This window comes from Nocardioides salarius (genome assembly GCF_016907435.1).
GTDB classification, from domain to species: Bacteria; Actinomycetota; Actinomycetes; order Propionibacteriales; family Nocardioidaceae; genus Nocardioides; species Nocardioides salarius.
Map to the genome: position 1 here is coordinate 2,765,182 of NZ_JAFBBZ010000001.1, position 25,447 is coordinate 2,790,628.

General features: G+C 71.7%; 29 protein-coding genes and 3 tRNA genes. 29 read left to right on the forward strand and 3 right to left on the reverse strand.

Features of this window, described 5'->3' with window-relative positions:
• Positions 1 to 127 precede the first annotated feature (127 nt).
• From JOE61_RS13285 to JOE61_RS13335, 11 genes are all read left to right on the forward strand, one after another.
• On the forward strand, positions 128 to 1,126 hold the full coding sequence (locus JOE61_RS13285) for a pirin family protein (protein ID WP_307823006.1): 999 nt from the start codon (positions 128 to 130) through the stop codon (positions 1,124 to 1,126).
• The gene (locus JOE61_RS13290) at positions 1,123 to 1,734 is read left to right on the forward strand and encodes a DNA-3-methyladenine glycosylase I (RefSeq protein ID WP_307823007.1); all 612 of its coding nucleotides are present in this window, start codon (positions 1,123 to 1,125) and stop codon (positions 1,732 to 1,734) included. Before JOE61_RS13285 ends, JOE61_RS13290 begins: the two co-directional genes overlap by 4 nt.
• Positions 1,719 to 2,099, forward strand: coding sequence for a CidA/LrgA family protein (locus tag JOE61_RS13295; RefSeq protein ID WP_193668668.1), 381 nt, complete (start codon positions 1,719 to 1,721; stop codon positions 2,097 to 2,099). Before JOE61_RS13290 ends, JOE61_RS13295 begins: the two co-directional genes overlap by 16 nt.
• Positions 2,096 to 2,803 (forward strand): LrgB family protein, encoded by a 708-nt coding sequence (locus tag JOE61_RS13300; protein WP_193668667.1) that lies wholly within the window; start codon positions 2,096 to 2,098, stop codon positions 2,801 to 2,803. The genes JOE61_RS13295 and JOE61_RS13300 overlap by 4 nt, the downstream gene beginning before the upstream one ends.
• A gap of 62 nt (positions 2,804 to 2,865) precedes the next feature.
• Positions 2,866 to 4,275, forward strand: a complete 1,410-nt coding sequence (locus JOE61_RS13305) for an amidase (RefSeq protein ID WP_193668666.1) — start codon at positions 2,866 to 2,868, stop codon at positions 4,273 to 4,275.
• A 61-nt stretch (positions 4,276 to 4,336) separates the two neighbouring features.
• Positions 4,337 to 4,409 (forward strand) — tRNA-Thr (locus tag JOE61_RS13310).
• Positions 4,410 to 4,460: 51 nt separating this feature from the next.
• Positions 4,461 to 4,534 (forward strand) — tRNA-Met (locus JOE61_RS13315).
• A 54-nt stretch (positions 4,535 to 4,588) separates the two neighbouring features.
• Positions 4,589 to 4,759, forward strand: coding sequence for a 50S ribosomal protein L33 (gene rpmG, locus JOE61_RS13320; RefSeq protein ID WP_179614404.1), 171 nt, complete (start codon positions 4,589 to 4,591; stop codon positions 4,757 to 4,759).
• Positions 4,760 to 4,845: 86 nt separating this feature from the next.
• The gene (locus JOE61_RS13325) at positions 4,846 to 5,250 is read left to right on the forward strand and encodes an FAS1-like dehydratase domain-containing protein (protein WP_193668665.1); all 405 of its coding nucleotides are present in this window, start codon (positions 4,846 to 4,848) and stop codon (positions 5,248 to 5,250) included.
• The gene (locus JOE61_RS13330; protein WP_193668664.1) at positions 5,247 to 5,654 is read left to right on the forward strand and encodes a MaoC/PaaZ C-terminal domain-containing protein; all 408 of its coding nucleotides are present in this window, start codon (positions 5,247 to 5,249) and stop codon (positions 5,652 to 5,654) included. The genes JOE61_RS13325 and JOE61_RS13330 overlap by 4 nt, the downstream gene beginning before the upstream one ends.
• Complete coding sequence (locus JOE61_RS13335; protein WP_193668663.1) at positions 5,647 to 6,747, forward strand: UDP-N-acetylmuramate dehydrogenase; 1,101 nt, start codon at positions 5,647 to 5,649, stop codon at positions 6,745 to 6,747. Before JOE61_RS13330 ends, JOE61_RS13335 begins: the two co-directional genes overlap by 8 nt.
• A 31-nt stretch (positions 6,748 to 6,778) precedes the next feature.
• On the opposite strand, the gene JOE61_RS13340 is transcribed toward JOE61_RS13335, so the two are convergent.
• Together JOE61_RS13340 and JOE61_RS13345 are read right to left on the reverse strand one after the other, a co-directional pair.
• The gene (locus JOE61_RS13340) at positions 6,779 to 7,279 is read right to left on the reverse strand and encodes a DUF4190 domain-containing protein (protein WP_204797240.1); all 501 of its coding nucleotides are present in this window, start codon (positions 7,277 to 7,279) and stop codon (positions 6,779 to 6,781) included.
• The gene (locus tag JOE61_RS13345) at positions 7,276 to 8,316 is read right to left on the reverse strand and encodes an adenosine deaminase (RefSeq protein ID WP_227491593.1); all 1,041 of its coding nucleotides are present in this window, start codon (positions 8,314 to 8,316) and stop codon (positions 7,276 to 7,278) included. Before JOE61_RS13345 ends, JOE61_RS13340 begins: the two co-directional genes overlap by 4 nt.
• Before the next feature lie 163 nt (positions 8,317 to 8,479).
• Between JOE61_RS13345 and JOE61_RS13350 the strand changes: the two genes are divergently transcribed.
• The 5 genes from JOE61_RS13350 to rplA all read left to right on the forward strand — a co-directional run bounded on the left by JOE61_RS13350 (position 8,480) and on the right by rplA (position 11,188).
• Positions 8,480 to 8,552: transfer RNA gene (locus tag JOE61_RS13350), tRNA-Trp, on the forward strand.
• Between the two features lie 52 nt (positions 8,553 to 8,604).
• On the forward strand, positions 8,605 to 8,841 hold the full coding sequence (gene secE / locus JOE61_RS13355; protein ID WP_193668661.1) for a preprotein translocase subunit SecE: 237 nt from the start codon (positions 8,605 to 8,607) through the stop codon (positions 8,839 to 8,841).
• Positions 8,842 to 8,868: 27 nt separating this feature from the next.
• On the forward strand, positions 8,869 to 9,789 hold the full coding sequence (gene nusG / locus JOE61_RS13360; RefSeq protein WP_372440077.1) for a transcription termination/antitermination protein NusG: 921 nt from the start codon (positions 8,869 to 8,871) through the stop codon (positions 9,787 to 9,789).
• A 137-nt stretch (positions 9,790 to 9,926) separates the two neighbouring features.
• Entirely contained in the window at positions 9,927 to 10,355 is a 429-nt protein-coding gene (gene rplK, locus JOE61_RS13365; RefSeq protein WP_193668660.1) for a 50S ribosomal protein L11, read from the forward strand.
• A gap of 113 nt (positions 10,356 to 10,468) precedes the next feature.
• A complete protein-coding gene (gene rplA, locus JOE61_RS13370) occupies positions 10,469 to 11,188 on the forward strand; it encodes a 50S ribosomal protein L1 (protein ID WP_193668659.1) in 720 nt (239 codons plus the stop codon).
• Between the two features lie 78 nt (positions 11,189 to 11,266).
• On the opposite strand, the gene JOE61_RS13375 is transcribed toward rplA, so the two are convergent.
• Positions 11,267 to 12,550, reverse strand: a complete 1,284-nt coding sequence (locus tag JOE61_RS13375; RefSeq protein WP_193668658.1) for an aspartate aminotransferase type Ic — start codon at positions 12,548 to 12,550, stop codon at positions 11,267 to 11,269.
• 264 nt (positions 12,551 to 12,814) lie between these two features.
• Between JOE61_RS13375 and rplJ the strand changes: the two genes are divergently transcribed.
• The 13 genes from rplJ (at position 12,815) to JOE61_RS13440 (ending at position 25,388) form a co-directional block, all read left to right on the forward strand.
• Positions 12,815 to 13,462: a 50S ribosomal protein L10 gene (gene rplJ, locus JOE61_RS13380; protein WP_179614394.1), complete on the forward strand. Its 648-nt coding sequence runs from the start codon at positions 12,815 to 12,817 to the stop codon at positions 13,460 to 13,462.
• A 92-nt stretch (positions 13,463 to 13,554) separates the two neighbouring features.
• Positions 13,555 to 13,944: a 50S ribosomal protein L7/L12 gene (gene rplL / locus JOE61_RS13385; RefSeq protein WP_193668657.1), complete on the forward strand. Its 390-nt coding sequence runs from the start codon at positions 13,555 to 13,557 to the stop codon at positions 13,942 to 13,944.
• Between the two features lie 266 nt (positions 13,945 to 14,210).
• Positions 14,211 to 15,164, forward strand: a complete 954-nt coding sequence (locus JOE61_RS13390; protein ID WP_193668656.1) for an ABC transporter ATP-binding protein — start codon at positions 14,211 to 14,213, stop codon at positions 15,162 to 15,164.
• A gap of 16 nt (positions 15,165 to 15,180) precedes the next feature.
• On the forward strand, positions 15,181 to 15,966 hold the full coding sequence (locus JOE61_RS13395; RefSeq protein ID WP_193668655.1) for an MlaE family ABC transporter permease: 786 nt from the start codon (positions 15,181 to 15,183) through the stop codon (positions 15,964 to 15,966).
• A gap of 5 nt (positions 15,967 to 15,971) precedes the next feature.
• Entirely contained in the window at positions 15,972 to 16,799 is an 828-nt protein-coding gene (locus JOE61_RS13400; protein WP_193668654.1) for an MlaE family ABC transporter permease, read from the forward strand.
• 4 nt (positions 16,800 to 16,803) lie between these two features.
• Positions 16,804 to 18,084: an MCE family protein gene (locus JOE61_RS13405; RefSeq protein ID WP_193668653.1), complete on the forward strand. Its 1,281-nt coding sequence runs from the start codon at positions 16,804 to 16,806 to the stop codon at positions 18,082 to 18,084.
• The gene (locus JOE61_RS13410) at positions 18,081 to 19,118 is read left to right on the forward strand and encodes an MCE family protein (RefSeq protein WP_193668652.1); all 1,038 of its coding nucleotides are present in this window, start codon (positions 18,081 to 18,083) and stop codon (positions 19,116 to 19,118) included. Before JOE61_RS13405 ends, JOE61_RS13410 begins: the two co-directional genes overlap by 4 nt.
• Positions 19,115 to 20,095, forward strand: coding sequence for an MCE family protein (locus tag JOE61_RS13415; protein ID WP_193668651.1), 981 nt, complete (start codon positions 19,115 to 19,117; stop codon positions 20,093 to 20,095). Before JOE61_RS13410 ends, JOE61_RS13415 begins: the two co-directional genes overlap by 4 nt.
• Positions 20,092 to 21,243, forward strand: coding sequence for an MCE family protein (locus JOE61_RS13420; RefSeq protein WP_307823008.1), 1,152 nt, complete (start codon positions 20,092 to 20,094; stop codon positions 21,241 to 21,243). Before JOE61_RS13415 ends, JOE61_RS13420 begins: the two co-directional genes overlap by 4 nt.
• Positions 21,243 to 22,652 carry an MCE family protein gene (locus tag JOE61_RS13425; protein ID WP_193668649.1) on the forward strand — a complete coding sequence of 470 codons (1,410 nt, stop codon included), beginning with the start codon at positions 21,243 to 21,245 and terminating at the stop codon, positions 22,650 to 22,652. The genes JOE61_RS13420 and JOE61_RS13425 overlap by 1 nt, the downstream gene beginning before the upstream one ends.
• Positions 22,649 to 23,938: an MCE family protein gene (locus JOE61_RS13430; protein WP_193668648.1), complete on the forward strand. Its 1,290-nt coding sequence runs from the start codon at positions 22,649 to 22,651 to the stop codon at positions 23,936 to 23,938. The genes JOE61_RS13425 and JOE61_RS13430 overlap by 4 nt, the downstream gene beginning before the upstream one ends.
• Positions 23,935 to 24,612: an Rv1363c family protein gene (locus JOE61_RS13435; protein WP_193668647.1), complete on the forward strand. Its 678-nt coding sequence runs from the start codon at positions 23,935 to 23,937 to the stop codon at positions 24,610 to 24,612. Before JOE61_RS13430 ends, JOE61_RS13435 begins: the two co-directional genes overlap by 4 nt.
• A complete protein-coding gene (locus tag JOE61_RS13440; protein WP_193668646.1) occupies positions 24,609 to 25,388 on the forward strand; it encodes a J domain-containing protein in 780 nt (259 codons plus the stop codon). The genes JOE61_RS13435 and JOE61_RS13440 overlap by 4 nt, the downstream gene beginning before the upstream one ends.
• Positions 25,389 to 25,447: the final 59 nt, after the last annotated feature.

A 25,447-nucleotide genomic window follows, 5' to 3' on the forward strand; every position in this document is an offset into this window, starting at 1 on the left:
GAGCCCGCGGGGGCTGCTGCTCGGGGTCGCTCGGGCCGGCTCAGGGCGAAGTTCAGGCCGGCTCGAGGTGAAGTCTGGGCCGGGTCAGGGGGAGATCTGGGCCGGGTCGGCGACTAGTCTCGGTGGGGTGAGCAACCCCGACCCGCGCCCCGACGAGGTCACCTGCACGCCCGGCCCGCCGGCGGGCGGCGTGGAGGTGCTCCCGGCTCGCGAGGTGCCGCTCGGCGGTCCCCGCGCCATGCTCGTACGCCGCACGCTCCCGCAGCGCTCGCGCTCGCTGGTCGGCGCGTGGTGCTTCGTCGACCACTACGGCCCCGACGACGTCGGCGCGACCGGGGGCATGAAGGTCACCCCGCACCCGCACACCGGCCTGCAGACCGTCAGCTGGCTCTTTACCGGCGAGATCGAGCACCGCGACAGCGCCGGGCACCACGCGGTGGTGCGCCCCGGCGAGCTGAACCTGATGACCGCCGGGCGGGGCATCAGCCACTCCGAGATCAGCACGACGACCACCGGCACCCTGCACGGCGTCCAGCTGTGGGTCGCGCTGCCCGACGCGACCAGGCACACCGAGCCGGGCTTCGAGCACCACGCCCCCGAGCCCGTCGAGGGCCCCGGCTGGCGGGGCCGGGTGTTCCTGGGCGAGCTCCTCGGCCAGCGCTCGCCGGTACGCACCCACACCCCGCTGGTGGGTGCCGAGATCGTGCTCGAGCCCGGCACCACGCTGCGCCTCGACGTCGACCAGACCCACGAGCACGGGGTCCTGGTCGACCTCGGCGCGCTGGAGGTCGACGGGGTCCCGGTGGCCACCCACGAGCTGGCCCACATGCCGCTCGGCCGCGCCAGCACCACCCTGGTCGCCGGTGACGAGGGGGTGCGGCTGCTGCTGCTCGGCGGCACCCCGCTCGGCGAGTCGATCGTGATGTGGTGGAACTTCGTGGGCCGCACCCACGAGGAGGTCGTGGCCTTCCGCGAGGAGTGGCAGGCCCAGGTCGAGCGCGACGGCGAGGTGGTCGCGGACGCCCAGCAGGTCGCCCCCGGCCGGTTCGGCGTCGTCGCCGGCGACCACACCCGCCCCATCCCGGCGCCGCCGCTGCCCCACGCGCGGCTCAGGGAGCGCGGGTGAGCGGCCCGGTCGTCGGCGTCGACGACGACGTGCCGCGCTGCCCCTGGGCGGGCGCCGCGCCCAGCACGATGCGCGACTACCACGACGACGAGTGGGGCCGACCGGTCGAGGGCGAGAGCGCGCACCTCGAGCGGCTGACGCTGGAGGCCTTCCAGTCCGGGCTGTCGTGGTCGACGATCCTGGCCAAGCGGCCCGCCTTCCGCGAGGTCTTCGCGGGCTTCGACGCCGAGCGGGTCGCGGCGTACGACGCCGCCGACGTCGAGCGGCTGATGGCCGACGCGCGCATCGTCCGCAACCGCCGCAAGGTCGAGGCGGCGCTGGTCAACGCCGCCGCCACCGTGGAGCTGCGCGAGGACGGCGGGCTGGAGGCGCTGGTGCGCTCGCACGCGCCCGCGGTGCCGCCCGCCCCGGCCACGACCGCCGAGCAGCAGACCACCTCGCCCGAGTCGCTGGCGCTGAGCAAGGACCTCAAGCGCCGCGGCTTCGTCTTCGTCGGTCCGACGACGATGTTCGCGCTGATGGAGGCGATCGGGATCTTCGACCCGCACCTGGTGGGCTGTCATCGCCGGGCGCCGTCGGCCACACTGACCCGGTGCTCCTCGGACTGACCTGGCTGCTGGCCTGCCAGCTCGCCGGTGAGCTGGTCGTCGAGGCGACGGGGGTGCCGGTGCCCGGGCCGGTGGTCGGCATGGTGCTGCTGCTCGTGGTGCTGGTGCTGCGCGACCCGCCCGACGACAGCCCCGTGCACCGCACCGCCGACGCGGTCCTGCCGCACCTGCAGCTGCTCTTCGTGCCCGCCGGGGTCGGCATCGTGGCCTACGCCGGCGTGCTGCGTGACGACCCGGTCGCGGTCGTCGTCGCGCTGGTCGGCTCGTGGCTGCTGGGGCTGGGCGTCGTCGGCGTCCTGGCCGACCGGCTCGGGCGCCGCACCCGCGTCGTCGACGACCCCGCAGCCGGCGGGGGAGCCCCGTGAGCGGCGCCGTGGACGCCGTGCTCGACCAGCCGCTGCTGTGGCTGGTGGTGACCCTGCTGGCCTACCAGCTCGGCCTGTGGCTGCGGGGGCGCACCGGGGCCCACCCGCTAGCCCAGCCGGTGCTCGTCGCGATCGTGGTCGTCGGGGCGCTGGTCGTGTTCCTCGACGTCGACTACGCGTCGTACGCCGAGGACACGGCGGTGATCACCTTCGTCCTCGGCCCGGCCACGGTGGCGCTCGCGGTCCCGCTGCACCGCCAGCTGGCCCGACTGCGCGGCTTCGTGCTGCCGCTGCTGACCGCCGTCGTGGCGGGCGCCGCGGTGTCCGTGGCGGCCGCGGTGGGGCTGGTGCGGCTGCTGGGCGGCGACGAGCTGCTCGCGCGCAGCATGGCCCCCAAGGCCACGACCACCCCGGTCTCGATCGCGGTCTCCGAGACCCTCGGCGGCCTGCCGCCGCTGACCGCCGCGCTGACGATCACCGCCGGCATCCTCGGCGCCGTCGCCGGGCCCGGCGTGCTGGGCCTCCTGCGGGTGCGCGACCACCGCGCCCGGGGGCTCGCCGTCGGGTCGGCCTCCCACGGCATCGGCACCGGCCGGATGATCGTCGACCACCCGGTGGAGGGGGCGTTCTCGGGGCTGGCGATGGGGCTGACGGCGCTGGTCACGAGCGTCGTGGCGCCGCTCCTGGTCGCCCTGCTCCTCTGACCGGCAGGCCCTCTCGCGGACTCGCCCACCCGTCCGGTCGGGGGACGCTAGGTTCGTCGACCATGAGCGTGCACGCGTACACCGACGACGCCCTGGGCCACCTCGACGCCGTGGGCACCGTGGAGGCGCTGGCGGCCGGCGAGGTCGGCTCGGCCGAGGTGGTGGAGGCGGCGATCGCCCGCACCGAGGCCGTCGACACCGAGCTCGGGGCCGTGGCCTGGCGGGCCTGGGAGCGGGCCCGGGCCGAGGCGGCCGCCCCGCGCGGCGGGTTCTTCTCCGGTGTGCCGACCTTCCTCAAGGACAACGTCGACGTCGAGGGCATGCCCACCCTGCACGGCACCGACGCCTTCGTGGGGCGCCCGGCGCGCCGCGACGGCGACCTGACGCGGATGTACCTGGCCACCGGCCTGGTGGCCCTGGGCAAGACCCGGCTCTCCGAGCTCGGGTTCAGCGCCGCCGCGGAGCACCCGCGGCTGGGCCCGGTGCGCAACCCGTGGGACCCCGCCCGCACCGCGGGCGCCTCGTCGGCCGGCTCCGCGGCGCTGGTCGCCGCCGGCGCGGTGCCGATCGCGCACGCCAACGACGGCGGCGGCTCGATCCGCATCCCCGCGGCCGTCAACGGGCTGGTCGGCCTCAAGCCCACGCGGGGCCGGCTGGCCCAGGACGCGCTGCTGCGCCGGATGCCGGTGCCCATCGTCAGCGACGGCGTGCTGACCCGGTCGGTGCGCGACACCGCCGCCTTCCTCCGCGAGGCCGAGAAGGTCTACCGCGACCTGTCCCTGCCGCCCGTGGGCGACATCACCCGCGCCGGGCGCCAGCGCCTGCGCATCGGCGTCACCACGTCGGGCGCGGGGCGCGCCGCGACCCCCGAGGTCGCCGAGCAGACGCTGCGCACCGCCGCGCTGCTCGAGGAGCTGGGCCACCACGTCGAGGAGGTCGCGGCCCCCGCGCCGGCCTCGTTCGCCGACGACTTCCTGCTCTACTGGGCCTCCCTGGCCGCCGCGTCGCTCGTCGGCGGGCGCAGCCAGCACGGGCGCACCTTCGACCGCACCCGTCTCGACGAGCTCACCCACGGCCTGGGGGAGCACGTACGCCGCCACCTGGTGCGGCTGCCCGGCGCGGTGGCCCGGCTGCGCCGCACGCCCGGCGTCTCGGCCCGCTTCCACGAGCGCCACGACGTGCTGCTGACGCCCACCCTGGCCACGCCGACGCCGCGGGTCGGGCACCTGGCGCCGGGGCTGGGCTACGACACCGTCATCGAGCGACTGCAGGAGTGGGTGGCCTTCACACCGTGGCACAACGCCACCGGCGACCCGGCCGTCTCGCTGCCCCTGGCGACCGACGCCGACGGGCTCCCGCTGGGGATGATGCTCAGCGCCGGGCATGGGCGCGAGGCGCTGCTCCTCGAGCTCTCGCTGGAGCTGGAGCAGACGCGTCCGTTCACGCATCTGGGCAGGTCAGAAGGGGTATGACCCAGGTCGGGCGCCCTCGATTTCCACTCCCCGGAGGGTGTGTGTAATCTTCTTCCGCGTTGCCCCTTTAGCTCAGTCGGCAGAGCGTCTCCATGGTAAGGAGAAGGTCTACGGTTCGATTCCGTAAAGGGGCTCTGGGAGAGGTTGGCCCGCCGGACTATCCTGGCGGGCGGACCCGGCCCCGTGGCGGGGTAGCTCAGGTGGTTAGAGCACACGACTCATAATCGTGGTGTCGCGGGTTCGAGTCCCGCTCCCGCTACTGCACCTGACGAGCGACACCTCAAGCACCCCGAACCGACCCAAGGACTTCCCCGTGGCCTCCAAGAGCTCCGACGTTCGCCCCAAGATCACTCTCGCCTGCACGGAGTGCAAGGAGCGCAACTACATCACCAAGAAGAACCGCCGCAACGACCCCGACCGTCTGGACCTGGCGAAGTTCTGCCCCCGGTGCCGTCAGCACACGACGCACCGCGAGACCCGCTGAGCCCAGCGGCTCACCAGCTCGTCGCAAGCGGCCCGTCCGGGACACCGGGCGGGCCGTTCGTCGTTCCCGCGTACTAGGTTGGAGTCATGGCGCTGGACCCCTCGCTCGTCGGCCGATCCTTCCCACCCACCCGGCCGTACGCCGTCACCGAGGAGCGGCTGCGCACCTTCGCGGCCGCCAGCGGTGCGACCTGGGAGGGCGGCCCGGCCCCGGCGACCTTCCCCATCGTGCTGGCCTTCGAGGCCATGAACGCCTTCCTCGAGGCCGAGCAGGTCGAGCTGCGCCGCATCGTGCACGGCGAGCAGCGCTTCGCCTACGAGCGGCCCGTGGTGCCGGGCGACGTGCTCACCACGACCCTGAGCGTCGCCTCGCTGCGCCAGATCGGCGGCAACGACATCATCGGCACCCGCAGCGAGGTCCACGACGAGACCGGGGCGCTGGTGTGCACCGCCGGCGCGACCCTGGTGCACCGGGCGGGGGAGCAGGCATGACCCACCTCGAGCCCGGCGCCGTCCTGGCCCCGCAGGAGTACGCCGTGACCCGCGCCGACCTGGTCGCCTACGCCGGCGCCAGCGGCGACCTCAACCCCATCCACTGGTCCGACCGGGTCGCCGCCCAGGTGGGCCTGCCCGGCGTGATCGCCCACGGCATGTACACCATGGCGCTGGCTGCCCGCGCGGTCGCGACCTGGACCCACGACGCGCCGGTGCTCGAGATCGGCTGCAAGTTCACGGCGCCCGTCGTGGTGCCCGACGACGACTCCGGCGTCGTCGTCGTGGTGGGCGGCAGCGTGAAGTCCGTCGAGGACGGCCGTGCCACCATCGCCCTCGAGGTCACCTGCGCGGGCCAGAAGGTGCTCGGGATGCCGCGCGCCGTGGTGGCGCTCGATGGCTGAGGCCGCCCCCGGTCCCACCCACCCGCGTCTCGCGGAGCGCACCACCCTCCGTCTGGGCGGGCCCGCCGCGCGCTGGGTGCGTGCGAGCACCGAGGCCGAGCTGGTCGCGGCGGTCGCCGACGCCGACGCCGCCGGCGAGCCCGTGCTGCTGCTGGGCGGCGGCAGCAACCTGGTGGTCGCCGACGAGGGCTTCGCGGGCACGGTGGTCGAGGTCGCCACCCGCGGGGTCGTGCCCGACGTCGACGCCGGCGGGGCCGACGCGGCCTGCGGCGGCGTCCTGGTGACGGTCGCGGCAGGGGAGGACTGGGACGGGTTCGTCGCGACCGCCGTCGATCGCGGCTGGGTCGGGGTCGAGGCGCTCTCCGGCATCCCCGGCAGCGTGGGTGCCACGCCGGTGCAGAACGTCGGCGCCTACGGCCAGGAGGTCGCCCAGACGATCGCGTCGGTGCGCACCTACGACCGGCGCGACCAGCAGGTCCGCACCCTGGCCAACGCCGACTGCGACTTCTCCTACCGCCAGTCCCGCTTCAAGGCCGAGCCCGGGCGCCACGTGGTGCTCTCGGTGACCTTCCAGCTCGCCACCGGCACCCTGGCCGCGCCCGTGCGCTACGGCGAGCTCTCGCGGGTGCTCGGGGTCGAGGCCGGGCAGCGGGCACCGCTGCGCGCGGTCCGCGAGGCGGTCCTGGGGCTGCGTGCCGGCAAGGGCATGGTCCTCGACGCCGACGACCACGACACCTGGAGCGCGGGCTCCTTCTTCACCAACCCCGTCGTCGACGCCGACGCGCTCCCCGAGGGCGCCCCGGCGTGGGAGCAGCCCGACGGCCGCGTCAAGACCAGCGCCGCGTGGCTGATCGAGCACGCCGGCTTCGGGCGGGGGTACGGCGCCGACGTCGGCACCGGGCGTGCCCGGCTCTCGAGCAAGCACACCCTGGCCCTGACCAACCGCGGCGAGGCGAGCACCAGCGACCTGCTGGCCCTGGCCCGCCACGTGCGCGACGGCGTGCAGGAGCGCTTCGGCGTGCGCCTGGTCAACGAGCCGGTGCTGCTCGGCTGCGACCTCGACCCCCACCACCACGAGGACGACGACGCCTGAGGCTCGCGCTCGTCCCCGGTCGGGCCCTCGGTCAGGCGGTGGAGACCCCGACCACCAGCAGCCCCACGACGAGCACCCCGGCCAGCAGGCCCAGAGCCAGCAGCACGGTCGAGACGATGCCCAGCACCATGCCGGCGCCGGCCTCGCTGGCGCCGGTGTAGTGCTGCGGGGCCGCCTCGATCTCGCGCTTGGCCTTGCGGCCGGTGAACCAGGCGAAGGGGCCCGCCAGGAGCGGCAGCCCACAGATCATGCCGCCCGCCAGCGACACGATGCCCAGCACCAGGGCGGTGTTCGCCTGGGGGTGCATGGTGGCCGCCTGGCCCGGCAGGGGCTGGCCCTGGGGGTAGTACGGCTGCCCGTAGCCCTGCCCGTAGCCCTGCCCGTAGCCCTGGCCCTGCGGCGGGTACGCCGGGGGCGGGTACGGCGACCCGTGCGGGTCCTGCCCGTACGGCGGCGGGCTCGAGGGGCTCGAGGGGCTCGAGGGGCTCGAGGGGCTGGAGGGGGTCGTGTCGTCCGGGTCCCGATCAGTCACGGCGTCATCCTCTCACCGTGCGGCCCGGGAGCCGCCAGCCACGCGTCGATGTCGGCGAGTGCCTGCTCGCGCACGTCGGAGGGGGCTCGCGAGCCGCGCAGCGACATCCGGGCCAGCTCGGCCAGGGTGGCGTCGTCGAGGTCGTGCGCGGCGCGCATCGTGGCGTACTGCCCGGCCAGGCGCGATCCGAAGAGCAGCGGGTCGTCGGCGCCCAGCGCGACCTGGGCGCCGCCCTCGAGCAGCGTCGGCAGCGGCACCGAGGTCAGGTCGGAGTAGACCCCGAGGGCGACGTTCGAGACCGGGCAGACCTCCAGGGTCACGCCGTCGGCCGCGACCCGCTCCAGCAGCGCCGGGTCCTCCGCGACCCGCACGCCGTGCCCGAGCCGGTCGGCGTGCAGCTCGTCGAGGCAGGTGCGCGCGTGCTCGGGCCCGCGCAGCTCACCGCCGTGCGGAGCCAGGACCAGGTCGGCGCGGCGCGCGATGCGGAACGCCGCGGCGAAGTCCGTGGTGGTGCCGCGCCGCTCGTCGTTGGAGAGCCCGAAGCCGACCACTCCCCGCCCGGCGTACTGCGCCGCGAGCCGGGCCAGCGTGCGGGCGTCGAGCGGGTGCCGGGTGCGGTTCGCCGCGACCAGCACCCCGATGTCCAGCCCGGTCTCGCGCGAGGCCTGGGCCACGGCGTCGAGGACCAGGTCGGTGAAGGCGGTCGCGCCGCCGAAGCGCGCGGCGTAGCCGCTGGGGTCGACCTGGATCTCCAGCCACCGCCCGCCGTCGGCGACGTCGTCCTCGGCGGCCTCGCGCACCAGGCGGCGTACGTCGTCCTCGGTGCGCAGCACCGAGCGGGCCACGTCGTAGAGGCGCTGGAAGCGGAACCAGCCCTTCTCGTCGGCCGCGCTGAGCCTCGGCGGCCACTGGTCGACCAGCGAGTCGGGCAGTGCCACCTCGTCCCGCTCGGCCAGCTCCAGCAGCGTCTCGTGGCGCATCGAGCCGGTGAAGTGCAGGTGCAGGTGGGCCTTCGGCAGTCGGTGCAGGTCACGCAACGTCTGGTCCTGGGTGGGCTCCCGGCGTCTCGTCCATCCCCCCACCCTAGGGGCCGCCGACGTGCCGGTCGCCGGGGCCGGTTTGGACGGGGCCGGGGCCTTCCCCGTAGACTCCTCGATTGGTGGATTCCCCACATGCTTCGGCATGCCCGGGTGCCACCGGAGGGCACTAGCTCAACTGGCAGAGCATCGGTCTCCAAAACCGAAGGTTGGGGGTTCAAGTCCCTCGTGCCCTGCAGGACATCTGGTCGGTGAGGCCGGACGGACGAGCGAAGGAATGGTGACGGCGTGTCGGACAGCAAGCCGGTCCGCGACGGCGAGAAGGCCGAGCGCACGAACCCGGTGACGTTCTACCGACAGGTGGTCGCCGAGCTCCGCAAGGTCGTCTGGCCCACCCAGGAGCAGCTGGTCACGTACTTCATCGTGGTCATGGTCTTCGTCCTGGTGATGATGGCGATCATCTCGGCCCTCGACCTCGGTCTGGGGCGCTTGGCGTTCTTCGTCTTCACCGGTCAGTCCGAGTAGTGACCGCAGCCGCGACGGTGACCCGTCGTGGCCACGGCCCCCCGCGACCGGCGCACGCCGGCGCAGGCAATTGAGCACAGCAACGTGATGGAGCAGCGCGTGACGGAGCAGTACGACTCGGTCGAGACCGAGGAGACGGAGACGTCGGAGAACCCCGAGGTCGACCCGGTGGAGCCGGTGTCGCACCCGGAGGCCGACGAGGCCGTCGACGGTGCCGTCGACGACAGCGCCGCCCAGGCGGTCGCTGACGCCGAGGCCGACGAGGCGGAGGTGGCCGACGAGGTCGAGGCCGAGGACGGCCCCGAGCCCGAGGAGGACGCCGACGACCCGCTCGAGGCGTTCCGCCGCGAGCTGTGGGCCAAGCCGGGCGACTGGTTCGTCGTGCACACCTACTCCGGCATGGAGAACCGGGTGAAGTCGAACCTGGAGAACCGCATCATCTCCCTCAACATGGAGGACTACATCCACGAGATCGTGGTCCCCACCGAGGAGGTCGCGGAGATCAAGAACGGCCAGCGCAAGATGGTCAAGCGCACCGTCCTGCCCGGCTACGTCCTGGTCCGCATGGACCTGACCGACGAGTCCTGGTCGGCCGTGCGGCACACGCCGTCGGTGACCGGCTTCGTGGGCAACTCCCACCAGCCCGTCCCGCTCACCATGCGTGAGGTCGAGGACATGCTGGCCCCCGCCGTCGTGGCCCGCGCCGAGGCCGAGGCCGTCGCCTCCGGCACCGTCGCGCCCGGCTCGCCGACCACCGCCAAGAAGCCCGTCGAGGTCGCCGACTTCGAGGTCTCCGACTCGGTCATGGTCGTCGACGGCCCGTTCGCGACGCTGCACGCCACGATCACCGAGATCAACGCCGAGGCCCAGCGGGTCAAGGCGCTGGTCGAGATCTTCGGCCGCGAGACGCCGGTCGAGCTCAGCTTCAGCCAGATCCAGCGGGTCTGAGGCACCTCCCCGCCCGGTCCGATTGGGCCGGCGGGGCCCGCGCGCCGCACAATGGTGGGCGCGACACGCAACACGCAGGTGGCAGAGGGCCCAGCCCGCCCTCGTCATGACCACGAGAGAGAAAGAGAACCAGCTTCATGCCTCCCAAGAAGAAGATCGCCGCACTGGTCAAGGTGCAGCTGCAGGCCGGCGCCGCGACGCCCGCCCCGCCGGTCGGTACGGCCCTGGGCCCCCACGGCGTCAACATCATGGACTTCTGCAAGGCCTACAACGCGCAGACCGAGTCCATGCGCGGCAACGTGATCCCCGTCGAGATCACCATCTACGAGGACCGGTCCTTCACCTTCATCACGAAGACCCCGCCGGCCGCCGAGCTGATCAAGAAGGCCGCCGGTCTGCAGAAGGGCTCGGGCGTCCCGCACAAGGAGAAGGTCGGCAAGCTGACCAAGGACCAGGTGCGCGAGATCGCCCAGACCAAGCTGCCCGACCTCAACGCGAACAACATCGACGCCGCGATGAAGATCGTCGAGGGCACCGCCCGCTCCATGGGCATCACCACCGACTGACCGACCCGTCGTCGCACGCCGCACCCGCCTCGCGCGGGTCGGCGTACCGCACCTGTGGCAGGGCCGCGCTGGCCCACCTGACCACACCTGGACCAAGAAGAGAGAGACCAGACATGCAGCGCAGCAAGACCTACCGCGCGGCCGCGGAGCAGTTCGACCAGGACGAGCTCCACGCCCCGCTGTCCGCGATCAAGATCGCCAAGACCACCAGCAAGAAGAAGTTCGACGAGACCGTCGACGTGGTCATGCGCCTCGGCGTCGACCCCCGCAAGGCCGACCAGATGGTGCGCGGCACCGTCAACCTGCCCCACGGCACCGGCAAGACCGCCCGCGTCCTGGTCTTCGCCAACGGCGACAAGGCCGAGGCGGCCCGCGAGGCCGGCGCCGACGAGGTCGGCGGCGACGAGCTGATCGAGAAGGTCAACGGCGGCTACCTCAACTTCGACGCCGTCGTGGCCACCCCCGACATGATGGGCAAGGTCGGCCGTCTGGGTCGCGTGCTGGGCCCCCGCGGCCTGATGCCGAACCCGAAGACCGGCACCGTGACGCCGGACGTGGCCAAGGCCGTGTCCGACATCAAGGGCGGCAAGATCGAGTTCCGCGTCGACCGCCACGCCAACCTGCACTTCATCATCGGCAAGGCCTCCTTCGGCGAGACCCAGCTGGCCGAGAACTACGCCGCCGCCCTCGAGGAGGTGCTGCGGCTCAAGCCCGCCAGCTCCAAGGGTCGCTACATCAAGAAGGTCACCGTCTCCACGACGATGGGCCCCGGCGTGCAGGTCGACCCCAACCGCACCAAGAACGTCGCGTCCGAGGACGAGGCCCAGGCCTGATCGCCTGAGCCCCCTTCGTACGCCGAAGGCCCGGTCCCTGCTCGACAGGGACCGGGCCTTCGTGCGTCGTGCGGGACCTCAGCCGGCGCGCAGCTGCTCGGCCGCGGCCAGCGCCACGCAGGTGGCCACCCCGGCCATGGCGGTCTCGACCTGCTCCAGCGGCGGGAAGGTCGGCGCGAGCCGGATGTTGCGGTCCCGCGGGTCCTGGCCGTGCGGGAACGAGGCGCCGGCGGGGGTCAGGGCGATCCCGGCCTCCTTGGCCAGCTCGACCACCCGGGTGGCGGTGCCGTCGAGCACGTCGAGGTTGACGAAGTAGCCGCCGGTGGGGCGGGTCCACTCGGCGACCTCGAGGCCCTCGAGGCCGTCGGTGAGCGCGGCGTCGACGGCCGCGAACTTCGGCGCGATGAGCGCGCGGTGCCGGCGCATGTGCGCGCGCACGCCCTCGGCGTCGCCGAAGAGCTGCACGTGGCGCAGCTGGTTGACCTTGTCGGGCCCGATCGAGGCCATCGACAGGTGGCGCAGGAACCAGGCCCTGTTGGCCTCCGACGTCGCCATGAACGCCACGCCGGCGCCGGCCCAGGTGATCTTGGAGGTCGAGGCGAACATGACCGGCCGGTCGGGGTGACCGGCCGCGGCCGCCAGACCGAGCGCGTCGGCGCTGCGCACCTCCTCGTCGCCCAGGTGGTGCAGCGCGTAGGCGTTGTCCCAGAAGACCCGGAAGTCGGGGGCGGCGGTCGGCATCGACATCAGCGCCTGCGCCACCTCGGGGGAGACCACCGAGCCCGTCGGGTTGGCGTAGGTCGGCACGACCCACATGCCCTTGACCGCGGGGTCGTCGGCCACCAGCGCGGTGACCGCCTCGACGTCGGGGCCGTCCTCGTGCATCGGCACGCTGAGCATCTCGATGCCCAGGTCGGCCAGCATCGAGAAGTGCCGGTCGTAGCCGGGCACCGGGCAGACGAACTTGACGACCGGCTCGTCCTTCCAGGCCCGCTCGGAGCCCGGCCCGCCCCACAGCAGCAGGAAGGTCAGGGCCTGGTGCATCATCGTCAGGCTCGAGTTGCCGCCGGCGAGCAGCTGCGCCGGCTCGACCTCCAGCAGCTCGGCGAAGATCTCCCGCAGCTCGGGCAGGCCCTCCAGGCCGCCGTAGTTGCGCACGTCGGTGCCGCTGCGGTCGGTGGTCGAGGTGGGCAGCCCCAGCAGCGCGTCGGAGAGGTCCAGCTGGTCGCTGGCCGGCTTGCCCCGGGTGAGGTCGAGTCGCAGGCCGCGCGCCTGCAGGGCGGTGTAGGCCTCCTGCCGGGCGGCCAGGAAGGTCGCGAGCTCGTCGGCGGACAGGGAGCGGAGCGGCGGACGCGGAGTCATGGGGACGATCCTGCCAGCCCAGCCGCGACGAGCCGATTTGGTCGCTCTCGCGTGGACGGCGTACTGTCCTGCTCGTAACCAGAGACCGCCGGTCGTCGCGCCACGCACGTGGGGTGACCGAAGGCTCCGAGTGATCGGGCGACCCGCGCAGGAGTACAGAGCCCCCCGTCTCGACGGGGTCCACGCCCTGAGCCTGCGCTCGGGGCGTTCGTCGTCTCGGGCCAGGCCCACCGGACCACGGTCTCACCGTCCGGAAGGAGACCCATGGCGCGGCCAGACAAGCAGGCAGCCGTCGCAGAGATCGTTGAGCAGTTCAACACCTCTGCTGGCGCTGTGCTGACCGACTACCGCGGTCTCACCGTGAAGGAGCTGCAGGACCTGCGGCGCTCCCTCGGCGAGAACGCCAACTACGCCGTGGTCAAGAACACGCTCGCCAAGATCGCCGCCAACCAGGTGGGCATCTCCGGCTTCGACGACATCCTGGTCGGCCCCACCGCCATCGCCTTCATCGAGGGTGACGTGGTCGAGGCCGCCAAGGGTCTGCGTGACTTTGCCAAGGCCAACCCCGCCCTGATCATCAAGGGCGGCATCCTGGACGGCAGCCCGCTCTCCGCGCAGGAGGTGGCCAAGCTGGCCGACCTCGAGTCGCGCGAGGTCCTCATGGGCAAGCTGGCCGGCGCGATGCTCGCGTCGCTCCAGAACGCCGTCTCCCTGTTCCAGGCCCCGATCGCCCAGGTCGCCCGTCTCGCGGGTGCGCTGGAGTCGAAGGCCGAGCAGGACCCCTCGATCCTCGCAGGTGGTGCCGGCACCCCGGCCGCCGCCGAGGAGGCCCCGGCTGCGGCCGAGGCCCCCGCCGACGAGGCCCCCGCTGCGGCGGAGACCTCCGACGAGGGCGACACCGCCGAGGCCTGAGCCAGTCGGCTCAGCACGGCAGCACACCACCTGAAACCCGGCCGATCCGCACCTGATCGGGTGCCGGCCACCTAACGGAAGGAACCGCCACCATGGCGAAGCTCAGCACCGACGAGCTCCTCGACGCGTTCAAGGAGATGACCCTCATCGAGCTCTCCGAGTTCGTGAAGCAGTTCGAGGAGACCTTCGACGTCACCGCCGCCGCCCCGGTCGCCGTTGCCGCCGCCCCCGCCGCCGGCGGTGCCGCCGGTGGCGAGGAGGCCGCTGCGCAGGACGAGTTCGACGTCGTCCTCGAGGCCGCTGGTGACAAGAAGATCAACGTCATCAAGGAGGTGCGCGCCCTCACCTCGCTCGGCCTGAAGGAGGCCAAGGAGCTGGTCGAGGCCGCCCCCAAGGCGATCCTGGAGAAGGTCGACAAGGCTGCGGCCGAGAAGGCCAAGGAGGCGCTCGAGGGCGCCGGCGCCACCGTCACCCTCAAGTGACGAACGCTCGCTGAACCCGACGACCCCCGTCGACCTCACGGTCGACGGGGGTCGTTGCATTTGCGCAGGTCGCGCGCGGTGAGCCCGCCGATGAGGTGAAGTCCGGGCGCGCGGTGACGGGTTGGTCTCGAAACCCGGCGCGCGAGTGACGGACGTGACAATAATGCGTAACCTCACGGCGCAGGCAGCGTTGTTACTCGTGAGTGTGAGCCGGTCCGGGCTCGAGCACGGGCACGACGAGCGCAGACCGCGAAGGGGAGCACGGCATGGGCGTGGAGATCGAGGTCAACGACTTGACCAAGTCGTTCGGCAAGCAGCTGATCTGGGGCGACGTGTCGCTGACGATCCCCGCGGGCGAGATCTGCGTGATGCTGGGTCCTTCGGGCACCGGCAAGTCGGTCTTCCTCAAGACGCTGATCGGGCTGCTCAAGCCCGACCGCGGCTCCATCATCATCGAGGGCACCGACATCGCCTCGTGCTCCGAGCGCGAGCTCTACGAGATCCGCAAGCTCTTCGGCGTGCTGTTCCAGGACGGCGCGATGTTCGGCTCGATGAACCTCTACGACAACATCGCCTTCCCGCTGCGCGAGCACACCAAGAAGAGCGAGTCGGAGATCCGGGCCATCGTGATGGAGAAGCTCGACCTGACCGGCCTGATCGGCACCGAGCAGAAGCTGCCCGGCGAGATCTCGGGCGGCATGCGCAAGCGCGCCGGCCTCGCGCGCGCGCTGGTCCTCGACCCCGAGATCGTGCTCTTCGACGAGCCCGACTCGGGCCTCGACCCGGTGCGCACCTCGTTCCTCAACCAGCTCATCGTCGACCTCAACGCCCAGATCGACGCCACGTTCCTGATCGTCACCCACGACATCAACACCGCCCGCACGGTGCCCGACAACATCGGCCTGCTGTACCACAAGCACCTGGCCATGTTCGGTCCCCGTGAGATGCTGCTGAGCTCGGAGGAGCCGGTCGTGCGCCAGTTCCTCAACGCCCAGAAGATCGGGCCGATCGGCATGTCGGAGGAGAAGGACGCCGACGAGCTGGCCGCCGAGTCCGACCAGGAGCTGCCGCCGCTGCCGCCGATCCCGATGCAGCTCGAGCCCTCCAACGGCATCGCGCGCCGCTCGCAGCGCGAGCCGGGCGCGTGGTGCCGCGAGCAGGGCATCACCCCGCCGCCCGGCTCCTTCGAGGACAACGTGTCCATGGCACCCGGGGCCTGAGGGGGACCTGAGACACGTGGCATCTTCAACGGCGACCCGGGTCCTCGCGCCCGTCGGGGCCGCAGGCAACCTCTTCGCCTTCGCCCTCGACGTGGGGCGTGGGCTCTTCCGTCGTCCCTTCCAGCTGCGCGAGTTCATCCAGCAGGCCTGGTTCATCGCGTCGGTCACCATCATCCCCACGGCCCTGGTCGCGATCCCCTTCGGCGCGGTCATCGCGCTGCAGGTCGGCGGCCTGATCAAGCAGTTCGGCGCCCAGTCGTTCACCGGCTCGGCCTCGGTGCTCGCGGTGGTCCAGCAGGCGGCCCCGATCGGCACCGCCCTGCTGATCGCCGGCGCGGGCGGCTCGGCGATCGCCGCCGACCTCGGCGCCCGCAAGATCCGAGAAGAGCTCGACGCCATGATGGTGCTGGGCATCGACCCGATCCAGCGTCTGGTGGTGCCCCGGGTCCTCGCGGCGATGCTGGTCGCGGTCTTCCTCAACGGCCTGGTCAGCGTGGTGGGCGTGGCCGGCGGCTACGTCTTCAACGTGGGCCTGCAGGGCGGCACGCCGGGCGCCTACATCGCCAGCTTCACCGCCCTGGCCCAGCTGCCCGACCTGTGGGTGGGCCTGCTCAAGGCCCTGGTCTTCGGCATGATCGCCGCCATCGTCGCGGCCTACAAGGGCATGAACGCCAACGGCGGCCCCAAGGGCGTGGGCGACGCGGTGAACGAGTCCGTGGTCATCACCTTCGTCCTCCTGTTCATCGTCAACTTCGTCCTGAGTGCGATCTACCTCCAGGTCGTCCCCCCGAAGACGGGCTGAGGCAGATGGCAAGCATCAAGTCGGTCTACACCAAGCCCGCCGGGGCGCTCGACCGCCTCGGCGAGGAGCTGGCGTTCTACATCCGCGCCCTGATGGCCTCCCCGCGCTCGATCAAGCGCTACCCCCGGGAGATCCTGCGGATCCTCGCCGAGGTCACGCTCGGCTCGGGGGCGCTGGCGGTCATCGGCGGCACCGTCGGGGTCATCCTCGCGATGACGTTCTTCACCGGCGCCCAGGTCGGACTCTCGGGCTACGCCGCGCTCGACCAGCTGGGCACGGCGCCGTTCGCCGGGTTCGTCTCGGCCTACTTCAACACCCGTGAGATCGCCCCGCTCGTGGCCGGCATCGCCCTGGCCGCGACCGTCGGCTGCGGCTTCACCGCCCAGCTCGGCGCCATGCGCATCTCCGAGGAGGTCGACGCCCTCGAGGTGATGGCGATCCCCTCGATGCCGTTCCTGGTGACCACCCGCATCGTCGGGGGCCTGATCGCCATCATCCCGCTCTACGTGGTCGGGCTGCTGTCCTCCTACTTCGCGACCCGGCTGACCGTGACCCAGTTCTTCGGGCAGAGCGCGGGCACCTACGACCACTACTTCAACCAGTTCCTGCCACCGGGTGACGTGCTGTGGTCCTTCGGCAAGGTGCTGGTCTTCGCGGTCGCGGTGATCCTGATCCACTGCTACCACGGCTACAACGCCGGAGGCGGTCCCGCCGGCGTGGGGGTCGCGGTCGGCCGTGCGGTGCGCACCAGCATCGTGGCGGTCAACGTGATCGACCTGTTCCTGTCCATGGCCATCTGGGGCTCCAGCACCACCGTGCGGTTGGCGGGTTGAGACGATGATCCTTCGACAGTTCAAGCTCCTGGGCATCGTCTTCCTGGCGATGCTCGTCGGCGGCGCGTGGCTGACCTACGCGATCTTCACCAAGAAGTTCGTCGACTACGAGGAGGTGACCCTGCAGAGCTCGCGCATCGGCCTGCAGCTGCCCGAGCGCGCCGACGTCAAGATCCGCGGCGTCATCGTGGGCGAGGTGCTCGACTACGAGCCCACCGAGGCGGGTGCCGACATCACCCTGGGCCTCTACCCCGAGGAGATCGGCACGATCCCCGCCGGGGTCACCGGCTCGATCGTGCCCAAGACCCTCTTCGGCGAGAAGTACGTCGCCCTGGTCGTGGAGGGCGACGACGTCAGCGGGCCCAGCATCGAGGCCGGCGACGTCATCGACCGCACCGAGGTCGCGACCGAGGTCGAGAAGGTGCTATCCGACCTCAACCCCCTGCTGCGCACCGTGCAGCCGGCCGAGCTCAACATGACCCTCAACGCGCTGGCCACCGCGCTCGAGGGGCGCGGCGACCAGCTCGGCGACAACCTCGAGACGCTCGACTCCTACCTCAAGCGCTTCAACCCCCAGCTGCCGGGCGCGATCGAGGACCTGCGGCTGACCGCCGAGGTCTCCGACATCTACGCCGACGTGCTGCCCGAGGTGGGCCAGATCCTGCGCGACCAGGTCACCACCCTGGGCACGCTGGAGGAGCAGTCCGACACGCTCAACGCGCTGTTCCGCGACGTCAGCGCCTTCTCGGGCAGCGCGCGCAGCTTCCTGGCCGAGAACGAGCAGAACCTGGTGCGCCTCGGCGAGGTCTCCGAGCCGCAGGTGCGCCTGCTGGCCAAGTACTCACCGCAGTTCACCTGCCTGACGCGGGGCATCGTCAACGCCGGCAAGCTGCAGGCCGAGGCGTTCCGCAACTTCACCCTGCACATCGTGCTGGAGACCCTGCCCAACCAGCCGCGCGGCTACACCGCCGCCGACCAGCCGCGCTACGGCGAGGACCGCGGTCCCAGCTGCCTCAACCTGCCCACCCCGCCCGGAAGCCAGGAGAACCCCAACCAGGTGCAGCCCGACATGGACGACGGCGTCGACGAGCCGACGGGCAAGGGGACCAGCCGGGTGGCGCCGGGCTTCGGCTACGAGCAGGGCTACGCCGGCAGCACCGCCGAGAGCGAGCTGCTCAAGTCGCTGCTGGCCCCCGGCATGGGCGTGAGCACCGGCGACGTGCCCGACCTGGGTGCGTTGCTCCTGGCCCCGATGGCGCGTGGCGCGGAGGTGAGCCTGCGATGAGCAAGGTCCTCGACACCCAGACCTTCAGCGCCCTGGTCAAGCTGCTGGTCTTCGTGCTGGTCACGCTCCTGGCGACCGGCGTGCTGATCATCACGATCGGCAACATCTCCTTCGCCGACTCCCGGGAGTACAAGGCCGAGTTCGTCGACGCCACCGGCGTCGTCTCGGGCGACGACGTGCGCGTCGCGGGGGTCAAGGTCGGCACCGTCACGAACGTGGAGGTCGTCGACCGCACCCGGGCGCTGGTCAGCTTCGACCTCGAGGAGGCGGTCAGCCTCACCGAGTCGAGCCGGGCCTCGATCCGCTACCGCAACCTGGTCGGGCAGCGCTACATCTCGCTGACCCAGCAGGTGGGCGAGACGACGGCCCTCGAGGAGGGCGAGACGATCGACGTCTCGAACACCTCGCCGGCGCTCGACCTGACCGTGCTCTTCAACGGCTTCAAGCCGCTCTTCCAGGCGCTCTCGCCGGCCGACGTCAACAAGCTGTCCTACGAGGTCGTGCAGGTCTTCCAGGGCGAGGGCGGCACGCTCGAGAGCCTGCTGGCCAGCACCGCCTCGGTGACCAGCACGCTCGCCGACCGCGACGAGCTGATCAGCGACCTGATCAGCAACCTCGACCAGGTCCTCGACAACATCGCCGACCGCGACGACCAGCTCAGCGACCTGATCGTGAACTTCCGGACCCTGGTCAAGGGGCTCAAGCAGGACCGCGGCGCGATCCTCGGCTCGCTGGAGCAGATCTCGCTGCTCTCCGAGCAGACCTCGGACCTCGTGGGCGGCATCCGCCAGCCCTTCACCAACGACGTCAAGCAGCTGCGCCGCCTGGCCGGCAACATCAACCGCAACAAGGGCGAGCTCGACCGGGCCCTGCAGGTGCTGCCGATCAAGCTCGAGAAGGTCGGCCGGACCGCGATCTACGGCAGCTACTTCAACTTCTTCCTCTGCGGCTTCGAGGGACGGGTCCGGCTGCCCGGTGGCAGCCCGGTCCCGGTGAACTTCAACACCGGTGCGGAGAGGTGTGACCTCGGATGACCCCCTTCCGTGAGCGGAACCCCGTGATCGTGGGGCTGGTGAGCATGAGCGTGCTCGCCGTCCTCCTGGTCGCGGCGTTCCGGGCCCAGGACCTGCCGCTGATCGGTGGAGGCGACACCTACTACGCCGAGTTCTCCGAGGCCGGCGGTCTGCAGCCCGACGACGAGGTCCGCATCGCCGGTGTGCGCGTGGGCCAGGTCAAGAGCATCGAGCTGGCCGACGGCGTCGTGCGGGTGGCCTTCCAGGTCAAGACCGACTCCGGCTTCGGCCCCGACAGCCGCGCCGACATCAAGGTCAAGACGCTGCTGGGCTCGATGTACGTCTCGGTGGACCCGGCCGGCTCGGGGCAGCTGGAGGAGGGCGCGACGATCCCGGTCGAGCGCACGTCCTCCCCGTTCGACGTGGTCGAGGCCTTCGAGGGCCTCGCCGACACCGCGGGGGAGATCGACACCGACCAGCTCGCGCGCTCGTTGACCACCCTGGCCGACCTGACCCGCAACACGCCCGAGGAGTTCCGCGCCGCCCTCGACGGCGTCTCGCGGCTCTCGACCAACATCGCGGCCAAGAACGAGGAGATCGGCAGCCTGCTCACCAACCTCGAGCGGGTCTCGACCGTGCTCGACGACCGTGACGACGACCTCGTCGACCTGATGCAGGACGCCGACGTCCTCTTCGGTGCCCTGGTGGCGCGACGCGACCAGATCCACCGCCTGCTGGTCTCGACCAGCGAGCTCTCCCGCGAGCTGACCCGCCTGGTGCGCGACACCCGCAGCGACCTGCGCCCGGCCCTCGAGGAGCTCGAGGAGGTGCTGGCGGTGCTGAACAAGAACGAGGACAACATCGACGACAGCATCCGGCTGATGGCGCCGTTCTACCGCGTCTTCGCCAACACCCTGGGCAACGGGCCGTGGTTCGACACCTACATCCAGAACTTCCCGCCGATCCCCGAGGTCCTCAACGGAGGTGGCATCTCGTGAGCGCCGTCCGCCGCTTCGCCGCGCCGCTGGTCATCGTGGCCCTGCTGCTCGCCGCCGCGCTGACCTTCCTCGGCGGTGAGGACCCCAAGATGCTGACCGCGCAGTTCCCGCGCACCGTCTCGGTCTACGAGGGCTCCGACGTGCGGGTCCTGGGCGTGCCGGTGGGCCAGGTCGAGACCGTGGTGCCCTCCGGCACCGAGGTCGTGGTGACGATGTCCTACGACGCCGACGTGCAGGTGCCGGCCGACGCCAGCGCCGTGATCATCGCGCCGTCGATCGTGGGCGACCGCTACATCCAGCTGACCCCGGTCTACGAGGAGGGCGACGAGCTCGCCGAGGGCGAGATCCTGGGCGTCGACCGCACCTCGGTCCCGCTCGAGCTCGACGACATCTACGCCAGCCTCGACCGTCTCAACGTGGCGCTGGGCCCCGAGGGCGCCAACAAGAACGGTGCGCTCAACGACCTGCTGCAGGTCACCGCCGAGAACTTCGGTGGCCAGGGCGCGGCGTTCAACCAGACGATCGGCGACTTCAGCCGGCTCTCGGAGACCCTCGACGACAACAAGGACGAGCTGTTCTCCTCGCTCAGCGAGGTGCAGGCGTTCGTCAGCACCCTGGCCGAGAACGACACCACGGTGCGCCAGTTCAACCGTTCGCTGGCCGACGTCTCCGAGCTGCTGGCCGGTGAGCGCGACGAGCTCGCCGGCTCGCTGGCCAACCTGTCGACGGCCCTGGGCGAGGTCAACGACTTCGTCAAGACCAACCGCGACGTGCTGGGGCGCGACATCAAGGGCCTGAACCGGGTCGCGAAGGTGCTGGTCAAGCAGCGCAACAACCTCGACGAGGTGCTCGGCGTGGCGCCCCTGGCGCTCAACAACCTGTACCTGACCTACAACCCGCAGGCCGGCACCCTCGACACCAACGCCAACATCGGCAACATCGAGAGCCAGCTCGTGAACGACCCCGCGCTCCTGCTGTGCACCGTGGTCAACTCCGTCGACCCCACCGGCGGCCTGTGCGACCTGGTGCAGGACACGCTGCCCCGGCCCGGCGCGCTCGACGCCCTGCGCGGCTCCGGTGCCGGCGCCGCACCTGCCGCCGACCCGTTCGACCCGACCCTGGGTGGTCTCGTGGAGGTGACCCGCTGATGCGCCGGACCCGACTCGTGCTGGCGATGGTGGCGGCCTCGCTCACCCTGAGCGCCTGCGACTTCGACGTCTACCAGCTGCCGCTGCCCGGCGGCACCGACACGGGCGACGACCCGATCACGGTGACCGTGCAGTTCCGCGACGTCCTCGACCTGGTCCCCAAGTCGACGGTCAAGCTCAACGAGGTCGACGTGGGGAAGGTGACCGACATCGAGCTCGACGGCACCGTCGCCGAGGTCACCCTCGAGCTGCGGGGCGACACCGACCTGCCCGACGAGCCGCTGGCCGAGATCCGCCAGACCAGCCTGCTCGGCGAGAAGTTCGTCTCGCTCTCGGCCCCCGCCGACGGTGGCAGCGGAGAGCTCGGTGACGGCGACGTGATCCCGCTCGACCGCACGGGTCGCAACCCGGAGGTCGAGGAGGTCCTGGGCGCGCTCAGCCTGGTCCTCAACGGCGGCGGCGTGGCCCAGCTCAAGACCATCACCCAGGAGCTCAACCTGGCCCTGGAGGGCCGCGAGGACGCCGCGAAGTCGGTGCTGACCCAGGTCGACACCCTCGTGGGCACCCTCGACGACAACAAGGCCGACATCGTCGACGCCATCGCGCGGCTCAACGACCTCGCGCTCGCGGTCCGGGGCCAGCAGGACGACATCAACCTGGCCCTCGACGAGCTGCCGACCGCCCTGGTCTCCCTGGACCGCCAGCGCGAGGACCTGGTCAGCATGCTCCAGGCGCTCGACCGGCTCGGCGACGTGGGCGTGCGGGTGATCCGCCGGACCAAGCAGGACACCATCGCCACCCTCACCCAGCTGCAGCCGGTGCTGACCGAGCTGGCCGACTCCGGCGACGCCTTCGTCAAGGCGTTCAACGTGTTCCTGACCTACCCGTTCGTCGACGAGGTCGTGGGGCGCGACCCGCAGGTCGCGCGCAACCTGCACATGGGCGACTACACCAACCTCGACATCCAGCTCGAGATCGACCTGTCCGGCGGCATCACCGGCATCCCGACCGAGCTGCCCACGGTGCTGCCGACCGACCTCGACCCGACCAAGCTCCTCGGCGACGTGGCCGCGTGCCTGCAGAGCGGCAGCCTGACCTCGGACGCCTGCCAGAAGGTGCTCGCGACCCCCGAGAAGCTGCTGAGGCTGCAGGAGGTCTGCCTGAAGAAGAAGAACAAGAAGACCGTGGTCTGCCAGATCATCAACGCCAACCTGCCCGGCCTGCCGAACCTCGGCGGCGGCGGCGGCGGTGGCGGTGAGGGTGGTGGGGGCCTGCCCGAGCTGCCCATCGTCGGGGGCCTGCTGCGCCCCGGCTTCGACCCCGAGCGCGGCCCGACGATGGCCGAGCTCGCCGCGATCTACGACGAGGACCTCGTGACCCTGCTCGTGCCCGGGATGGTGGCCCGATGATCACCCGCCGCACCAAGCTCCAGCTGATGGTCTTCGTGATCATCACGCTCGTGGGCGTCTCCTACGTCGGGGCGCGCTACGCCCAGCTCGACCGGCTGTTCTACGACAGCTCCTACACCGTGGTCGCGCACCTCGAGCGCTCCGGCGGCATCTTCGCCGGCGGCGAGGTCACCTACCGGGGCGTGGGCGTGGGCCGGGTCGACAAGCTCGAGCTCACCGACGAGGGCGTCGACGCCTACCTCTCGATCGAGAACGACTACGACTCGATCCCCGCCGAGACCCTGGCGGTGGTCGGCAACCGGTCCGCGGTCGGCGAGCAGTACGTCGAGCTGCAGCCGAAGGTGGAGACCGAGCCCTACCTCGAGCAGGGCTCCGAGATCGCGCTCGAGGACACCCGCACCCCCATCGCGACCGAGGTGCTGCTCGAGAACCTCTCGACCACTGTCGGCTCGGTCGACCGGGGTGCGCTGCGCACCACGGTCAGCGAGCTGGGCGAGGCCTTCGCCGGCACGGGGGAGGACCTGCAGCGCATCATCGACACCGGCAACTCCTTCATCGAGACCGCCAACGACAACTTCGACGTCACCACCGCGCTGATCCGCGACGCCAACGTCGTCCTCAACGGCCAGATCGCCTCCGAGAGCGCGATCCGCACCTTCGCCGACCAGCTCGCGCTCTTCTCCGGCACCCTGGCCGAGGCCGACCCCGACCTGCGCCGCCTGATCGCCAACGGCTCGCCCGCCGCGGTGCAGCTGCGCGGCCTCATCGAGGACAACCGGGTCGAGCTCGGCAGCCTCGTCAACAACCTCGTCACCACCGGTGAGGTCGTGGTGCGCCACCTCGACGGCATCGAGCAGCTGCTGGTGATCTACCCCTACGTCGTCGAGGGCGGCTTCACCGTCGTCTCGAAGTCCCCCGACACCGGGCTCTACGACGCGCACTTCGGGCTGATCATCACCGACACCCCGATCTGCCACGACGGCTACCAGAGCACCGACACGCGTCCGCCGCAGAACGGCGAGAACCGCCCGATGAACGAGGACGCGCGCTGCGCCGAGCCGCCGGCGCAGAGCAACGCGCGAGGCGCCCAGAACGTCTACCCCCGCCCCGCGGCGTCCTTCGACCCGTCGTCGGTGGTGGCCTCCTTCGACCCGGACTCCGGCGAGCTGACCTGGGGCGAGCGCCCCCCGGCGGCGTTGTCGGCACCGGGTAGCGTGGCCCCGCCCACGCTCGGTAAGGAGTCCTGGAAGTGGTTGTTCCTCCAGCCGCTCGTCGCCGACCGGTGACGAACGACGCCCCGACGACCGAGCGGTCCCGCACCGCCTCGCCCGGCTTCCGGCTCGCCCTGGCCGGGCTGCTGTCCGTGCTCCTGGTGAGCGGTGTGGTGGTGGTCGGCTACGTGGTGGCCACCCGCAGCTCCAGCACCGACGGCAACCTCGTCGAGCGGGTCTCCAACGTCGCGCAGGGCCGCAACGAGATCCAGGACGAGCGCGAGCGCGTCATGGACGTGGCCAGCCAGTTCATGCTCAGGGTCAACACCTACGGCCCCGACCTCCTCGACGACGACGGCCAGATGCCCGAGTGGCGCGAGCTGGTCACCGACCTCATCACCGCCAAGTTCCGCACCGACTTCGAGGAGCAGGCCGGCACGGCCGAGCAGCTGGTCGCCCAGAGCGGCGTCCGGCGCACCAGCGAGGTCTACGCGGTCGGGGTCTCGACGATGGACGCCGACTCCGCCACCGCGCTGGTGGCCGGCCAGTTCACCAACGCGATCGCCCAGGGCGACGAGGACCCCGTGGAGAGCCCGCCGGCGCAGTTCCGGGTGCGGGTCGAGCTGGTCGAGGTCGGCGGCGAGTGGCAGGTCGACGCCTTCGACCAGGTCACCGGCGGCGCAGCCGCGCCGAGCGGGACCACCGAGGAGCCGGCGCCCGGCGACGACAGCGACGGGGGAGAGCAGTGAGCACCACGGGGGCCAGCTGGTACGACGTGCTCGGCGTCGAGCGCGGCGCGAGCACCGAGGAGGTGCGTGCCGCGTGGCGCTCGGGGATCGCCGACCTCGACCCCAGCGAGCGCCGCTTCCGCCTGCTGAACCAGGCCGCGGAAGTGCTGCTCGACCCCGAGCGGCGCGCCGAGCACGACGCGGCCCTCGCCGCCGACGAGCCCGCCGACGAGCCGGCCCCTGCGCCGACCGCGACGCCGACCGCGACGGCGAGCCGGCTGCCGCTGGTGCCCGGCTGGGCGCTCGTGGTGCTCGTGGTGCTGGCCGTTCTCTCGGTGGGCGCGGCGGCGCTGGTGTGGGCCCAGCCCAACGAGCGCGTGGTGGCCTCGGCGAGCGGCGGCAACGAGATCGAGGAGTCGGCCGAGCAGGCCCGCGCCGTGGCCGAGCGCGCCGTCGGGCCGGTGCTCTCCTACGACTACCGCTCCTTCGACGAGTCCACCGCCGCGGCGCGCTCCTACATGACTCCCGCCTACCAGGAGGAGTACGACAAGCTGGTCGCCGCCCTCGAGCCGAACCTCGAGGAGGTCCAGCCGGTCGTGGAGGTCGACGTCGTCGACTCGGCGGTGGTGCGCACCGGCGACGACCGCGTCGACGTGCTCGTCTTCGTCAACCGTCCGACCCTGCGCAAGGGCATGGACGAGCCGGAGGTCTACAAGGACCAGGTCACGCTGCGAATGGTGCGTGAGGACGGCCGCTGGCTGGTCGGCGCCCTGTCCACCAACCAGCTGCAGGAGTGAGCCGGCCCCGGCGAGGGTGCTTGACCCCGCCCGGCGCAAGGCTCATCATCTTGGGGACA